This window comes from cf. Phormidesmis sp. LEGE 11477, assembly GCF_015207105.1.
GTDB lineage: Bacteria > Cyanobacteriota > Cyanobacteriia > Phormidesmidales > Phormidesmidaceae > Phormidesmis.
In genome coordinates this window covers 1-13,541 of the sequence record NZ_JADEXO010000078.1, presented here as the reverse complement: position 1 = coordinate 13,541, position 13,541 = coordinate 1, and the positions used below count along the sequence as shown (strand labels likewise).

The window sequence follows — 13,541 nt, the reverse complement described above, 5'->3', positions numbered from 1 at the left end:
GAATTGTTCTATGCATAAGCGATTTGTAAATCAATGCACGCTCGATATTCGCCTGATTCCGAAAGGGCCAGTGCTGATCAAGTCCGGCAAGGAAGGGGCCGATCCCACCAAGCCCGATATGGAATTTGTCGAAACCTATCACGCAGGCGGGCGCTCTATCTACTTTCCCGGTAGCTCACTAAAAGGAGCCATCCGCGCCCATGCCGAGCGGATTGTTCGCACTATCGGCTCTGATCGCAGACCAACGAATCTAGACCCGGCAGAGGGCGAGGCGAGACCACTATGGGCAAGCGATCCTCTAAAGAAGGAGACTTACAAATACATTGAGAAAGAGCCGGATGCTCAAAAGGTATATCGGTGGTCATCGTTTACCGATCAGCTATTTGGCAGCGTTGCGATCGCCAGTCGCTTGCGTATAGAAGACGCCTACCCAATAGACATAGCCAAAGTCAAAACAGAAGAGCGTAATGGTGTAGCCATTGACCGCGTTTTTGGTTCTGTTGCCGTGGGTCCGTTTAACTATCAGGTCTGTACCGCAGGCGAATTCCAGACCAAAATTCATCTGAAGAACTTTACGCTAGAGCAGCTAGGCTTGTTGGGCTTGGTGCTGCGAGATTTGAACGACGGCTGGTTTGGTTTGGGCTTTGCTAAATCTCGTGGGATGGGCCTGGTAGAGGTCAGGATAGCTAAGGCCACAGTAGACTATCCGGGATGCGTGCTAAAAGGCGAGCAGATTAGCCTGCTAGGTAGCCAGCTTCAGCCCTGGTCAAACAAAGCACTAATAGGCGCAGGCGTGTTTCTACCCGACGCTGAGCGCCAAAAGTACGGCTTTCCTGCTAACGACATTCGTGAGACTACCGTGATAGGGCAGTCTATGGACTATGGATTAGGTGTACAGCTCACCTGGGATGAGACGCAGATTGGCAGCGATCTCTTTACGCCAGCAGTGACAGCCTGGAAAGATCGGTTAATGGAGGGCGTTGCATCATGAGTGAGCCTTATGTAGGCGTTGCGCCAGAGCCTGTTAGTTTGGAACGGTTAGAAGAAATAGTCGATAGCTGTATGGATGTGGATAGCTGGCTGTTCTTGCGCTGGCCACACAGAGTGCTATTGCGACCCGTTAGTGAATCCCCAGAAACTGGCTTTGACTGCTTAGAAGGGCAAGCCTTTAGCCAGACTAGAGAGCTGCGCTGGAAGCGAAAGGGTAGAAACTACGAGGTTTTGTTGCTTTCTGCAAATGGCGGCAATGCGTCACTTCATTCTATTGGTAGCGGTTGGCAAACCAAGGAGCTGAAAGCGAAAGCCTACCCAGGAACTGAAACGCGATTTCCTCGCAAGGTTTCTATTTCCAACAATCTTGATATCAGCCAGCGATACTTCATTGACACAAAAACGGCCTGTGTCCAGTTTGTTGCTCTAGTGCCTAACAAAAGGGAGGTGAACTAGCATGGTTTCCAACAGACCTCGAAGGCCAGTCAGCCAGTCTTACAATACTGACGACCTGCCACCAAAGCCCTATGAGCTGGTGTCGTTTCCTAAGCGAAAGCCAGTCCTAAAAGCGCCCATTGGTCATCATCGCTATATTCAAAGCGGGTATCACGGAACGCTGGATCTGTCGCTAAGAGTGAAAACGGCGCTGCATGTTTCGACTGGGATTACGGCTCTAGGCAGCGACGTAGGCCAGAAGGTGCCGCTGATCAAAACCATGACTCAGGGACATAGCGATCGCCTAGTAATACAGGGCAGTTCCTTGAAAGGATGTATCAGAGCAATTTATGAGGCGATCACAAATTCTACGCTGGCAGTAGTGAGCAATCGGTACAAGCAGAAAATGCCAAGAGAGCGGCTGCCCTGTCGAAGAAAGGATAGCCTTTGTCCGGCGAGTCAGGTATTTGGGGCTTTGGACTGGCAGGGGCTAGTTCACTTTACCGATGCCGAGTGCGTTTCAAAGAGTGCCGTTACTGGCTTTATGCCTTCGCTGTATCGCCCTCGCCCCGACCAGCGAAAGGCTTATTTCGACAGCCGAGGAAATGCGGCTGGACGCAAGTTTTATCACCATGCGCGTGAAGCGATAGACGGCGGTAATCGTGGTACGCCCGTACAGCAGGCGGGTGCGGAATATACGTTTAAGACCAGCTTACAGTTCTTGAATCTTTCTCAGGCGCAGCTAGGCACGTTGCTAATTTCGCTGGGACAAGATCCTGACTACCCGATGGCGCTGAAGCTAGGTGGGGGAAAGCCAGTTGGCTTAGGGACTGTACAGGTGATGGTGACAGAGGCAGAGGTGATGCAGGATGTGCGCGATCGCTATACTCAGTACGAAGCGCCTGCTGCTGCAAAGCTCACAGGTGAGGCGCTGGCGACCTTTGTACAAGAGAGTGTGAAAGCAGCTCATCGAGAGAAGCTGGTTGAAGAAGCTCAGCTAGGCGAGCTAAGTGAAGTGCTTAAATGGCCGACCAATAGAGATGCTCCTACAGGTATGTATTGATGCTAGTAACTGATACAACACTCACGAAGAATCAATGGGATACTGTAGATGCGATCGCCCGTCAGCTTGTGCTAGATGAAACGGACGTGAGTGAACTGCAAAAGGCGATCGCCTACCTCCGCTCGATAGCTAGCGGAGAAAACGCAGGTAAAAGATTCTTCGATTACCTCAAAACGCTAGTGCGCCACGGTAGAACAATCGGTCATAGTAAGCGCACAGAAGGCTATTACCGCAGTCTAGACGAAGTTTGTAGTCAGTATCTCGCTGACTATCAAGACGATGCTGATAGAATGCTGTACTTGTTAGGCTGGGCGGCGCGGCTGGTGAAATACTACAAAGATGGCTCGCCAGTCGGTGAATTAAAGGTACCTGAGATAAAATCAGAAAGGGAAGCAGAGCTTCAGGCTTTCACAGAGGCGAATACATTTGAAGTAGGTCAGCTTTTAGAAGCGTGTATTACAGACATCAAGAATGGGAAAGTCACATATGACATACAAGGAAAGATAAAACAGAGTCCAAAAGAACCTAAACTTCTTAAAAAATGCAATATTACCGTAGGTCAAAAGATAGTAGTTGAAATTGTAGGTCTCAGAGAGGACGGCTCTATCAGAAAAGTGAAAGGAAGATGTCCAAAAGGATCTGAGAAGTAGGTACTAAGAAAGGAAAGCACCCACCAGCTATTATAAATTCTCCTACTCAAGCAGATACCAATATGGGCAAAGTCATCGTTTCAATGACTCTTACTAACTGGGCTGACCAGGTACTAGCGGATCGAGGCTTTATTCCTGCTGTGGATATTCGTACCTGCACTGTCGATAATGCCCTCGTTGATACTGGCACAACTCGACTCTGCTTGCCCGTTGATGTCATAGAAAAACTAGGGCTAAAGAAGATAGGCACTATCGATGCCCAAACAGCTACTGGGCCACAGGTAGTTGATGTTTATGCCGGACTTCAGATCAATGTAGAAGGTCGTGAAGGACGCTACGATTGTGTGGTTCTTCCGGCTGGGCAGACACCCCTGCTAGGACTGATCCCACTCGAAGACTTGGGCCTAGATCCCGATCTTCAAAATCAGCGCTTGCGGCATCTGCCAACAACAGGAAAAGAGACTTATATGACTATTCTCTGATAGTGTTTCAGTATGGTCCTATGTTATGGGCAGAGGCAGTGCTTACTCTCCTTAATGGATTACTTCTTCAGACTGTTGTTAACAGTAGGAATTGCTCAGATTGCTGTAGTCTGCAATCGCAAACCTAGGGCTTGAATCACTTTGAGAATAGTCGAAAACTCTGGATTCCCTTCTGAAGAGAGCGCTTTATATAGGCTTTCGCGGCCAAGGCCAGTCTCCGAGGCTATCTGCGTCATTCCTTTAGCCCGAGCGATATCGCCTACAGCCGCAGCAATGAGGGCAGGCTCGCCTTCTTCAAATGCTGCCTCTAGGTATGCGGCCATATCCTCTTTGGTTTCCAAATAGTCTTCTACGTTCCAGGGATACGTTTTGATCTCAGTCATGAGCTCTCGCGTTAAAATGACAGTGTAATCAGCTTTCCTGATATTGCTAACAGCCGAAGAAGAGCATTGAGCTGCGACGACCATCCAATATTGCTTCACTATGGTCCTACATTACGATCCAAAGCAGTGCTTACCCTCCTCAGCCGAGCTGCCAGATTCGGACGATACGCCTGTGGATAATGAGCTACAGAATCTAATTCCAAATCTATTGGAGGCGATCTTAGCCTTGGCCTGGAAGGATCGATCGGACTGGTTCTTTGGGGTGGATATGGGCGTTTACTTCGCGCCAGCTCAGCCGCCTATTGTGCCGGATGGGTTTTTGAGCGTGGGTGTAGAAAGGTTTGTGGGGGAGTCTGGTCGGCTGAGCTATGTTTTTTGGGAAGAGGACAACGTGCCGCCGCTACTGACGCTCGAAGTGGTGTCTAAGACCTATGGCGGCGAGTACGAGCGAAAGAAGCTGACCTATGCTGAGCTAGGGGTTCGCTACTATGCTATCTACGTGCCGGATCAACGCAACTACCGCAAGCGCGATTCCTTGGAGGTCTATCGTCTCGTGGATGGTGTCTATCAACTGCTAGAAGGTAATCCAGTTGCGATTCCTGAGATTGGCTTGAGTCTGGGGCGCGAGCGGGGGATTTATTTGGGCAGAGAACGCGAGTGGTTGTATTGGTATGATGAATCGGGGAAGCGGCTGCCGTCGCCAGAGGAGAAGGTCGAGCGACTAGTGGAAAAGCTGAGAGAGCTTGGCATTGATCCTGAGACGGTCTAGCTAGTATTCCTGAGCCTGACGGGCTCCTTTCGCTACGTAAGCGCCGTCGGCAGCGTTCCCCACGACGGTGATAGGACTATTCGCTGCGAGGATATAGCGCTCGTCAGAGTCTAGGCCACCCAAGAAAGGACGGCTGTTGACGTATACAATTAGCACTGATGCCTTAGGAAATAGTTGAAGAAGGGACTCTAGTATGGGTGCTGCTGTGCTATCTCTAACTTCTTTGCTAGCTTCTGCGAACTTGTTTTCCTTCATCAAGAAATGAATCAAATCTAAGACTACAACGTCGCTTGCGTTCGGTCTTAGCTCTTCTAGCTTCGTAAAGTATTGAACATCTTTGAATTCTCTTGCTTTTAGCAGCTCAATTTCTCTAGGTGCTTTATTAGGATTTCCGCCTGGCAAGTAATAGTCAATACTGGTAGAACTAATAACTCTTTCTCTTTGTAGAATTCTCTGCACGTTTCTAACTTCGGTGCGAACTCGTTCTCTTATTTCGTTGTCAATTAGATAAGAGACTTCTCTTTCTGCTTTTTGTTGAATTGCTTCTACGGCTTTTTGTATCTCGATTGCGGAAGATTCGTGAACCCTGTTTAGTTTCTCCTTCGCAGCTTTAGAGATATCTTGAATGTTGTCTTTGGACAGGTCTTGAAATTCTTTGAAGCTCTTGCCAAAGAAGTAGGCGGCAATGCTTCCTGTGATACCCAGAAAGCCTAAGAAAGCGGTGTTCATTCTAAGCACGAACTCTAGCTGCCGGGTAAGTAGATCGCTATTGACTTCAGTTTGACCTAGAGCAGGTGGCAATGAGATAGAGACGTACAGCACAGTAATAATTGAGGAGGCCAGGATAAAGAGAGCTGCCCATATGCCAAGCTGCTTTGTAGTGCGCGATCGCCTCTGCCTATCCATCTGCCTATCCAACTGACCAGCTCCTTTATGCTTTTGCCTTTGAAGTAGAGTGTACAATATCCGCGTTTGTACGATGCGATCGCGCACTGTGGCAGAACAATCACAGCACCTAGGAGAGGACGCTAAGCTATTAGGGTTTCCAGAATACATTTTGGCAAAGAGATCTCCGCTGGGAAAAGTCGTCTTTGACAAACCCTACTTTCTTTTAGTTGAGGCTAAGCAGGATAATTTTGAAGCGGCATGGGCACAGTGCTTAGCTGAGATGATCGCAGCTCAGGCAATCAACAGTGCTCCTGAGCTAGTCATTTATGGCATTGCTTCTAACGGTAGTACTTGGCAATTTGGAAAGTTAGAGAAAACGACATTTACGAAAAGTCCTAGACCTAGTAGCATCTACGAGCTGGATAACTTATTCGCAGCGGTTAACTTTGTATTTCAAGCCTGTGAACAGAAGCTTATGTCTCTAGCTGCAACCTAATGAATGGTGAAGAACCAGCTTCGTCCAGATTCTCAGGTTGCTGCAGATGAGCGCTGCTCGGTGTTTTCTATTGATTCTAGGGGCGGACGAACAGACAGATAGAAAGCGATGCCGAGTAGGGGAATGAGGGTGGCGATCCAGAAAAGTGTGGGGTTACTGAGATTGCGTCTAGCCATGTCGTCTTTGAGCAAAGGAGAGACGATGGCGCACAGCATACAAAAGTCTAGGCTCATAACGTGGATGAACTGGCTAGTTTGCCATTGTCTAGCAAAATCGCTCCAGTTGCCGCTGATGACGCCGTAGGTTAACAACAAAAGGCTAGCAAGGGCGATCGCCCGCCCGGTCCAGACAGAATCAACTAGCTTAAGCAAGAATGTCTTTGGCGAATGAAAGGTTGAATCGGGCTGGCGCAGCGCTAGGTAGGGCAGTATCGCGAAAGCGCCGACTGCGAAGCTGACCACGACAAAAGGCCAAGCTGTAATCTTCTGAGATGTACCATCGATTAGCGCTAGGCAAGCATAGATCAGGGGCCATACACCCATCAAATTGAACAAGGCAACAATAGCGGGATTGATCTCTGCCCACTGCCCAGAAGAAAGCCGAACAATTAGATCAAAAGTATCTGGCTGCTGAGGCGGAGCCAATGTGAAGGCATAGAGACTAAATCCTAGCCACAGCGCAGCAAAAAATATTTTTCTGGTCATAAGAATTGAAAGAGATCACTATCGGTCGGTAGATCTTCGTAAGCTTCGCCAAACTAGCTATCTAAAGATTCAAAAGCATTCTTTAAGTTTTAAATGGCAATGTAAACATGCATAAGCATAGAGTTTAATCATTGCTTTAAAGATTATCTTAAGAATTGAACTAAATCTTTCTAGCTTTGGTTTGCTGATTCTATATAGCTTATGCAAATACATGATGTTCTGCGTCTTTACGAAGAGGGTTTTCGAGACTTCATCGGTCTGTCTTTGGTAGGGATAGATTTTAGTGCCCATATCTTGGTAGATGTGGATTTCTCTAATTCGGACCTAAGAGGTGCTAACTTCAGCCGTACCTTTATGACCAATGCCAACTTTACAAACGCTAACCTAACTCAGGCCAATTTACGATTTGCCAAGCTTAACGGTGCTTGCTTCTCACAGGCCAATCTGACTAAGGCTAAGCTGCAGGGCGCATTTGGCGTTCGAGCAGATATGACCAGGGTCAGTGCTAGTGGTGCCAATATGAGCCATATCAATTTGCGTGATGCCAAGCTTAACCAGGCGAACTTGAGCGGCGTGAATTTGACGGGTGCTAACTTACGCAACGCCGCTCTTTCATCTGCGAATTTGGCTTGGACCACGATGAAAGGCGTACGGCTTATTGGCAGTGCGATCGCCCAAACTATCTTCACTGGCACCAAGCTCAACCGAGCATTTTTGAACGGATTGAACTTTGATGGCATGTCGCTTAGTGGCGTGGATTTTAGCGAAGCTCGCCTGCGGGGTGCCAGCTTTCAACGCGCCGATCTGACCGCTGCTAATTTCCGCGAAGCCAGTCTAGAAAACAGCAATTTTAGATGGGCGCAGCTAGCGGGTGCGGACTTTGCCCATGCTCATCTACACCATGCTAGGTTTGCTCAGGCCGATCTTCGCCGGGTCGAACTCGATCGGCAGAACTGGAAAGAAGCTGACATTTCCGGTGCATACTTACAAGAGCTAGGGCTAGTACAGATGCGAATGGCCAGCGCCTATTAGTGAGCTACCTACGATTCAAAGCATTTAGATACAGAGGATTAGAACTTAGCGGCTAGAACTTGGAAGCCGCAAGTGTCTGTTCGTCGTATTTGTATCGGCTGCTGCGATCGGTGATGCCGTATAGGTTAAATGAGATAGTCGGCTCTTCTCCCATCGGGGCGACCTGGTGAACTGCGTTTCCGGTGAAGCCAATGATGTCGCCTGGATACAGAATCTGCTCGCCTACTGGTGAGATCTCTTTGGGGTTGGCGTCGTCCTGCTGCCAAAACGTATTCTTTTCCTGTCCACCGACTATGGCCACAATCCCCCAGGTGGCATGGTTGTGAATGGTAGATTTCGTTCCGGGTGCCCACGTCACCATTTGCACGGTCAAAGGATATTCGTGCTCTCGATAGAGAAAGTTCACTGCCCAGCCTGTTTTTTCGCTTGGCGCTTTGTACTCTAGCTGTAGCCAGTAAGAGCTAATCAGCAGCTTACGCACTAGCGGAATAATCGCCTGCACTCGCTTGGCATCGTTTGGTTCGCGCTCTAGAATGTCCTCCATTTCAGTCAGGAATCGATACATCCGATAGGTGCGTTTTGGCGGCTCGGTCTCGATGGTGCCGAAATTAGTACAGGTGCCGTCGTCAGTGACTAGCCAGTTTTCCATATGAGAACGAAGCATTAGGGCTGCTGAGATCTTGCCACGATCTTAGGAAGAACGACAACTGAAATGAGCTAGGTTATGGGGACTGCGATCGCGATTGCTAATCGTATTGAGATGGGCCTTTGGTCTGTATGGAGTTTTGGCTCGAAGTTTTGGCTCAAAAGCAATCACTACCTAAATCAGTAGCTGCATCAATAGCTGCCGAGTGTTCCCTGTCGCTTGGCCTGACCTTCTGCCCAGCGAAAGAGCAGAGTACCAATGGTGAAGTAGATAACGCCGTTGAGCAGCGCGATCGCCCATCTATCCCAATCCAAACTCTGATTGCGTGCCATCAAATCTCTGAGTAGTCCAGTGCTAGGCAGAATGGGCAGCACGTTGGCAACCAGCCGCGCTGGCCCGGTCCAATCTTCAGTCGGGGTCGCCAACAAGAAGAATAGAACAAACTGAAACATGCTCAGCACCTGCTGCACTTTCTTTAGCACCAGAGCAAAGGAACCAATAAAAAACGCCAGGCCATAGGCGCTGAGCAGCAGCGTGATTAACGGCAGCAGCAGCATTGGCGGAAAAGCAATCTGACTGCCAGTCATAGCGATGATGATTGCCAGCACCGCTAGGATCAACAGCAGGCGAAGTGTCAAGCTGGCAATTGCCCGTGCTAAAAACACCTTAGGCGCTCCAAATGGCGATAGAAAGACCTGCTCTAACGTGCCGGTTCGCGCTTCCATCTGCAGGTTAGTCGCGATGTCATTGACGATATAGACCACCAGCGTCCAAATTACATAGCCAACCACAATCGCATCTAATCGGTCGCCGAATGCTCCTCCACTAGATCCAGTCATGTACTGAGCGCCGACAAAGATGCCATAGAAGACAGCGGTCAAGATCACGACGCCACCAATGACTTCAGAAGGGTAGCGTAGGGTTTGCACCCAGGTACGCTTGAATTCGCCGATGAATAAATCGATCATAGTGACGGGTTTGTGGAGGCTTATTGTTATGAAGCCTGACTATAAGGGTTTACTGCTTGACTAGCTGCAAGAAAATGTCGGTCAGGTTAGCTCGCTCTTGGCGAATCTCTACGATGGGTAGCGGGTCTAAAATGCTAAGAATCTTGTAGAGTGTGGCGGACGCTAGGCGCTTGTCACTGTCTGAAGCTGCTGCCTCGGGATAGTAGGAAATGTAGCTGTCACCGACCGTCGCGCCCAGCGATGCGATCGCCTCTCGTCTACTAGTATCTAGTCGCCCTTCAATCTCGATGTAATACCCTGCGTCCTTAGAAAATTGGCGAATCAGCGCCTGGGTCGGCTGCTCTGTGATAATGCGGCCTTCGCGAATAATGGCCACTCGATCAGAAAGAGATTCGGCCACGCTGAGCTGATGGGTCGTCAGTAGAATCGCACAGCCAGACTCTGCTACCTGTCGAACGAGCTGTTTGACGGTTTCACCTGCTTCTACGTCTAGGCCCAGGGTGGGTTCGTCCAGCAGTAGCAAATGCGGCTGATGGATTAAGGCAACTGCGATCGCAATCTTTTGCTGCATCCCGCGCGAGAGCTTTTGAACCGCGACATTTCGCCTTTCGACTAGGCCAAAGGTTTTGAGCAGATCCATCCCACGCGACTTTGCCAGCTTCCTCGGCATTTGGCGCAGTACCCCAAAGTATTCCAGGTTTTCTAGCGGTGTCAGTCGCCAGTACAGATTCCGATTGCCTTCTAGCACTGCGCCAACGCCCTGAAGCGCCTGTGGATTTCGGTGGGGATCTTTGCCCGCAATTTCTACTTTGCCAGCGTCCGGGCGAATCAGCCCGGCAATCATCTTGATCGTTGTTGTCTTACCCGCCCCGTTAGGCCCCAAAAAGGCCAATACTTCCCCCGGCGCGATTTTAAGCGAAACATCGCGTACTGCCTCAAACCGCTGTTTGCCCCGGCCATAGCTTTTGTTGAGCGCTTCAGAGACAAGCGCGAATCTCGGTAGTGATCGCAAATCGGCACTGAGACTATGAGACACCGATGGCATAGCGAAAGAAAACCAAAAAGTATTAAAAACCTGTCAGACGTGTATGCTAACGCGCTGACGCTGAAAAAAAATCGTACGTAGAAATATGTATGACCGAACCTTACACAATGTTAATAATCTGTTAACATTTATTCACAAATTGTAGTTTTTCTGTTTGGTCGTCATCATGACGGCTTCGAGACGACTAAACCATCACGCTGTTAGCAGGACCTCAAACCATCAGTATGACTTCTTTCGATTTTCGCGACACCTTAGAGACTTTCAAGAATGAGTCTCTATGTATGCAAGATCTCAGCAGGCTACTAGACGCCCATTTCAGACAAAGAATTCAAAACTGGCCCGGCTTCTGCTTTTCTTTTATCGATCAGGCTTTTTTGATCTGGGGCGGGCTGACACTAGTTATCTTTCTAATGGGTCAGTTTTCGTCGGTTAGCTGGATGACGCAGGCCACGTTCGATGCCGCTTTGACGGGCGTGGGTATTGCCAGTACGTCGGGTCTAACCTGGACTTTGATCGACGACGAGCGATTGAACTGGGTGATCTTTATGTGGGCCGGGCTGATGTCGGTCGGCATGGTAGTGACGGCCTGTGGGATCTATGGATGTATCAGTGCCATTATGGTGAGCCTTTGTCCTTTGTGGATGGGGCTGTGTGCGCTGGGCTATGGCGCAATGGCAGTGGGTATGCGATCGCATGCTTTTACAGCCGCCTGCCTAGTCCATACGCTGGCAATTGCGCTGCTATATCATCAGCCTAGCTGGCAATATCTCACTACTGGCTTGGTGATCTCGCTGACCTTAGTATTTTTCTCGGTAGTTCCTTGGGATATGCAGACCGATGAGGTAGATACCCCTGCCTAAGGCTACAGATACTCAGGTCACAAAAGCTATTCGACTGGCTTTTTGGCTAGCCGTTTGGGTAGATGAAGCGTGTAGCGCTCACCGTCGAAGGTAAGGACGGGCTGCTGTGGATCGGTGGGTGTGGGCAGATCGATGGATGTGGGTGATTCGCTGATAAATGGTGAGGCAGGTTCCTGGTCGGACTCTGCGATCGCTCCAAAGGTAGACCCGGTGGTCGCTTCAGAGAAGAAACGCGATCGCAAGCTATCAGAGGCGGTTTGTAAGGCTGAGTTAGAGACTGCCAAATCAGCTGCAGGCCAGTCTATAGACTGATCGGATGCGAGAGACTGAGCGGACAAGAGCCGATCGAGCGCCTGCTGATCGAGCGTAAATTCGTCAGCCGCTGATAGGCTGGCCGTATTGATAGCCGTACCCAAAGGCTCTAGTACCTGGGCAACCTCTGTCTGCTCTGCCAAAGAATCGGTCGAAGAAACCAGCGTGCCTAGCCCATTAATCAGCTCGCGAACCTGGCGGCGCAGCTCTGGATCGCCAGTCAATTCATCGACATCAGCCATCACCTTTTGAGCACTCGACAGCGCATCTCTAGCCGATTCTAAAGTTTGCTGAATCAGCACTAGATTAGCTGGCGTATTTAGCGAGGCCGTGACCGCGCCCAAATCTTCAGAAGCCTGAGCGGCATTGAGCAGTAGCACCTCTAGATTACCGATAAGTTCGCCACTCTGAATCGTTGGCCCTAGCACGTCAGCGGCATTTCGCAATTGCAGACTTGTCGCCTGCAAATTACCTAGCGTATCTACTAACACGAGCCGATTCTCGCCGATCAGGCCATTGATATCGTTTGCCGTCAAAGAGAACTGCTCGACCGTACTCTGAATCTGGAGCGCTGCCCCGGTTGCCGCCCCGGTTGCCGTTCGAGCCGCCGCCAAGATCGAAGGCAGTTCGCCGCTGACAGTCTGCGTCAGTTGCGTGGCTTCTTGGGTGAGTATGCTGGCTTGAGCAGTGGCTGCAGACACGTTTTGCAATACGACCTTTAGCTCTTCTATAACCTCTGGGTCGGCGTAGAGATCCATCAGGTTAGTCGTTGAGCGCAAGAGCGCTTCGTAGCTAGGACCAATTTCTCCTTCTAGGCGATCGCCATCGCAAAGAATCACACTGCTATCACACGTTCGGTCTTGGGGAGAGATCTCTGCTGCCGCTGCAGAAAGTTCAGTTAGGGGCGTAATTTCCACAGAAACTTCGCCAATTAAGCCCGACTCTACCGTCTCTACTAGCACCTCGCTAGGAATTCTTAGCTCTCTAGCAGTGATCTCTAGCCCGACTTCTACGGCGTTAGACTGCGGCGTAATCGACATCACCCGGCCCACAGAAACCCCTCTGTACATAACAGGCGTACCAATTTGTACGCCCATCGTGTCCTCAAATTCAGCCGTTAATTTGTAAGGGCGATTTGCTGGATTAAAGCCACGCAGCCACAGGACTAGCCCTCCAAACAAGCCAATCCCTAACAAAATCAGCAGTCCTACAGAGCCTTCTCGAATTGTTCGTGCCCGCATGAATCTTTTATCCTCCTACGTGGATTGGCCCTTGCACTTGAGCACTAAAAAACTGACGCACAAATGGGTTGTCTGTGGTGTCGATTTCTTCGACACCACCGCTCCACTGTACCTGCCCACCGTGTAGAAAAATAACGCGATCGGCAGTGCGACGAATCGTACTTTCCTGATGAGTGACAATGAGGTAAGACTGACAGGTCTGTTCGTTGTGAAGATCGCGGATCAGATCTTCGATGACGGTTGACGCGATCGGATCTAGCCCTGCTGTCGGCTCATCGTACAGCAAAAGGCCGGGCCTATCTGCTGGGCTCTTAGGATTGGACATCACGGCTCTAGCAAAGCTAACGCGCTTACGCATGCCTCCCGATAGCTCTGCTGGGTAGCGATCGGCAATATCAGGTAGGCCCACTACAGCTAAGGCTTGAGCGACCAGCGATTTAATTTCACGGCGCGAGAGATTAGAGTGCTGATACAGTAAGAAGCCAACGTTTTCTTCTACTGTCAACGAGTCGAACAGTGCCGCCTGCTGAAAAACCATACTAATGCTAAATGGATCGGTCGCATCTTCTATCAGCCC

17 protein-coding genes are annotated in these 13,541 nt (G+C 49.8%); 9 read left to right on the top strand and 8 right to left on the bottom strand.

What is annotated here, in order from left to right; all coding sequences use genetic code 11:
• Positions 1 to 10: 10 nt before the first annotated feature.
• The 5 genes from IQ256_RS19325 (at position 11) to IQ256_RS19305 (ending at position 3,620) form a co-directional block, all read left to right on the top strand.
• Positions 11 to 991: an RAMP superfamily CRISPR-associated protein gene (locus IQ256_RS19325; protein WP_193857193.1), complete on the top strand. Its 981-nt coding sequence runs from the start codon at positions 11 to 13 to the stop codon at positions 989 to 991.
• On the top strand, positions 988 to 1,446 hold the full coding sequence (locus IQ256_RS19320; protein ID WP_193857192.1) for a hypothetical protein: 459 nt from the start codon (positions 988 to 990) through the stop codon (positions 1,444 to 1,446). The genes IQ256_RS19325 and IQ256_RS19320 overlap by 4 nt, the downstream gene beginning before the upstream one ends.
• 1 nt (position 1,447) lies before the next feature.
• Entirely contained in the window at positions 1,448 to 2,488 is a 1,041-nt protein-coding gene (locus IQ256_RS19315) for an RAMP superfamily CRISPR-associated protein (RefSeq protein WP_193857191.1), read from the top strand.
• Positions 2,488 to 3,138, top strand: coding sequence for a hypothetical protein (locus IQ256_RS19310; protein WP_193857190.1), 651 nt, complete (start codon positions 2,488 to 2,490; stop codon positions 3,136 to 3,138). The genes IQ256_RS19315 and IQ256_RS19310 overlap by 1 nt, the downstream gene beginning before the upstream one ends.
• A 62-nt stretch (positions 3,139 to 3,200) precedes the next feature.
• Positions 3,201 to 3,620: an aspartyl protease family protein gene (locus tag IQ256_RS19305; protein WP_193857189.1), complete on the top strand. Its 420-nt coding sequence runs from the start codon at positions 3,201 to 3,203 to the stop codon at positions 3,618 to 3,620.
• Between the two features lie 95 nt (positions 3,621 to 3,715).
• On the opposite strand, the gene IQ256_RS19300 is transcribed toward IQ256_RS19305, so the two are convergent.
• Positions 3,716 to 4,003 carry an addiction module antidote protein gene (locus tag IQ256_RS19300; RefSeq protein WP_193857188.1) on the bottom strand — a complete coding sequence of 96 codons (288 nt, stop codon included), beginning with the start codon at positions 4,001 to 4,003 and terminating at the stop codon, positions 3,716 to 3,718.
• Positions 4,004 to 4,103: 100 nt separating this feature from the next.
• Here IQ256_RS19300 and IQ256_RS19295 point away from each other — a divergent pair, with 100 nt between their 5' ends.
• Positions 4,104 to 4,772 carry a Uma2 family endonuclease gene (locus IQ256_RS19295; protein WP_193857187.1) on the top strand — a complete coding sequence of 223 codons (669 nt, stop codon included), beginning with the start codon at positions 4,104 to 4,106 and terminating at the stop codon, positions 4,770 to 4,772.
• On the opposite strand, the gene IQ256_RS19290 is transcribed toward IQ256_RS19295, so the two are convergent.
• Positions 4,773 to 5,690 carry a YtxH domain-containing protein gene (locus IQ256_RS19290; RefSeq protein ID WP_193857186.1) on the bottom strand — a complete coding sequence of 306 codons (918 nt, stop codon included), beginning with the start codon at positions 5,688 to 5,690 and terminating at the stop codon, positions 4,773 to 4,775.
• Between the two features lie 37 nt (positions 5,691 to 5,727).
• Between IQ256_RS19290 and IQ256_RS19285 the strand changes: the two genes are divergently transcribed.
• Positions 5,728 to 6,156, top strand: a complete 429-nt coding sequence (locus IQ256_RS19285; protein WP_228025075.1) for a hypothetical protein — start codon at positions 5,728 to 5,730, stop codon at positions 6,154 to 6,156.
• Positions 6,157 to 6,188: 32 nt separating this feature from the next.
• Here IQ256_RS19285 and IQ256_RS19280 read toward each other — a convergent pair whose 3' ends face one another.
• Entirely contained in the window at positions 6,189 to 6,860 is a 672-nt protein-coding gene (locus tag IQ256_RS19280; RefSeq protein ID WP_193857185.1) for a DUF2834 domain-containing protein, read from the bottom strand.
• Between the two features lie 201 nt (positions 6,861 to 7,061).
• Here IQ256_RS19280 and IQ256_RS19275 point away from each other — a divergent pair, with 201 nt between their 5' ends.
• Positions 7,062 to 7,892 (top strand): pentapeptide repeat-containing protein, encoded by an 831-nt coding sequence (locus IQ256_RS19275; RefSeq protein WP_193857184.1) that lies wholly within the window; start codon positions 7,062 to 7,064, stop codon positions 7,890 to 7,892.
• Between the two features lie 52 nt (positions 7,893 to 7,944).
• On the opposite strand, the gene IQ256_RS19270 is transcribed toward IQ256_RS19275, so the two are convergent.
• The 3 genes from IQ256_RS19270 to IQ256_RS19260 all read right to left on the bottom strand — a co-directional run bounded on the left by IQ256_RS19270 (position 7,945) and on the right by IQ256_RS19260 (position 10,551).
• The gene (locus tag IQ256_RS19270; RefSeq protein ID WP_228025074.1) at positions 7,945 to 8,556 is read right to left on the bottom strand and encodes a cupin; all 612 of its coding nucleotides are present in this window, start codon (positions 8,554 to 8,556) and stop codon (positions 7,945 to 7,947) included.
• A gap of 173 nt (positions 8,557 to 8,729) precedes the next feature.
• Complete coding sequence (locus IQ256_RS19265) at positions 8,730 to 9,506, bottom strand: ABC transporter permease (RefSeq protein ID WP_193857183.1); 777 nt, start codon at positions 9,504 to 9,506, stop codon at positions 8,730 to 8,732.
• A gap of 49 nt (positions 9,507 to 9,555) precedes the next feature.
• Entirely contained in the window at positions 9,556 to 10,551 is a 996-nt protein-coding gene (locus tag IQ256_RS19260) for an ABC transporter ATP-binding protein (RefSeq protein ID WP_193857182.1), read from the bottom strand.
• 224 nt (positions 10,552 to 10,775) lie between these two features.
• Here IQ256_RS19260 and IQ256_RS19255 point away from each other — a divergent pair, with 224 nt between their 5' ends.
• Positions 10,776 to 11,411: a hypothetical protein gene (locus tag IQ256_RS19255; protein WP_193857181.1), complete on the top strand. Its 636-nt coding sequence runs from the start codon at positions 10,776 to 10,778 to the stop codon at positions 11,409 to 11,411.
• 26 nt (positions 11,412 to 11,437) lie between these two features.
• Here IQ256_RS19255 and IQ256_RS19250 read toward each other — a convergent pair whose 3' ends face one another.
• Both IQ256_RS19250 and IQ256_RS19245 read right to left on the bottom strand, forming a co-directional pair.
• On the bottom strand, positions 11,438 to 12,964 hold the full coding sequence (locus IQ256_RS19250; protein WP_193857180.1) for an MlaD family protein: 1,527 nt from the start codon (positions 12,962 to 12,964) through the stop codon (positions 11,438 to 11,440).
• 7 nt (positions 12,965 to 12,971) lie between these two features.
• The coding region (locus tag IQ256_RS19245; RefSeq protein WP_193857179.1) for an ABC transporter ATP-binding protein at positions 12,972 to 13,541 on the bottom strand (570 nt) is incomplete at its 5' end.

Bases quoted from the DNA above. Each gene is read 5' to 3' on its own strand.
- IQ256_RS19275 (WP_193857184.1), top strand. From the start codon at position 7,062: ATGCAAATACATGATGTTCTGCGTCTTTACGAAGAGGGTTTTCGAGAC.
- IQ256_RS19280 (WP_193857185.1), bottom strand. From the start codon at position 6,860: ATGACCAGAAAAATATTTTTTGCTGCGCTGTGGCTAGGATTTAGTCTC.
- IQ256_RS19295 (WP_193857187.1), top strand. From the start codon at position 4,104: ATGGTCCTACATTACGATCCAAAGCAGTGCTTACCCTCCTCAGCCGAG.
- IQ256_RS19265 (WP_193857183.1), bottom strand. From the start codon at position 9,506: ATGATCGATTTATTCATCGGCGAATTCAAGCGTACCTGGGTGCAAACC.
- IQ256_RS19300 (WP_193857188.1), bottom strand. From the start codon at position 4,003: ATGACTGAGATCAAAACGTATCCCTGGAACGTAGAAGACTATTTGGAA.
- IQ256_RS19315 (WP_193857191.1), top strand. From the start codon at position 1,448: ATGGTTTCCAACAGACCTCGAAGGCCAGTCAGCCAGTCTTACAATACT.
- IQ256_RS19250 (WP_193857180.1), bottom strand. From the start codon at position 12,964: ATGCGGGCACGAACAATTCGAGAAGGCTCTGTAGGACTGCTGATTTTG.
- IQ256_RS19320 (WP_193857192.1), top strand. From the start codon at position 988: ATGAGTGAGCCTTATGTAGGCGTTGCGCCAGAGCCTGTTAGTTTGGAA.
- IQ256_RS19270 (WP_228025074.1), bottom strand. From the start codon at position 8,556: ATGCTTCGTTCTCATATGGAAAACTGGCTAGTCACTGACGACGGCACC.
- IQ256_RS19325 (WP_193857193.1), top strand. From the start codon at position 11: ATGCATAAGCGATTTGTAAATCAATGCACGCTCGATATTCGCCTGATT.
- IQ256_RS19310 (WP_193857190.1), top strand. From the start codon at position 2,488: ATGCTAGTAACTGATACAACACTCACGAAGAATCAATGGGATACTGTA.
- IQ256_RS19305 (WP_193857189.1), top strand. From the start codon at position 3,201: ATGGGCAAAGTCATCGTTTCAATGACTCTTACTAACTGGGCTGACCAG.
- IQ256_RS19255 (WP_193857181.1), top strand. From the start codon at position 10,776: ATGACTTCTTTCGATTTTCGCGACACCTTAGAGACTTTCAAGAATGAG.
- IQ256_RS19260 (WP_193857182.1), bottom strand. From the start codon at position 10,551: ATGCCATCGGTGTCTCATAGTCTCAGTGCCGATTTGCGATCACTACCG.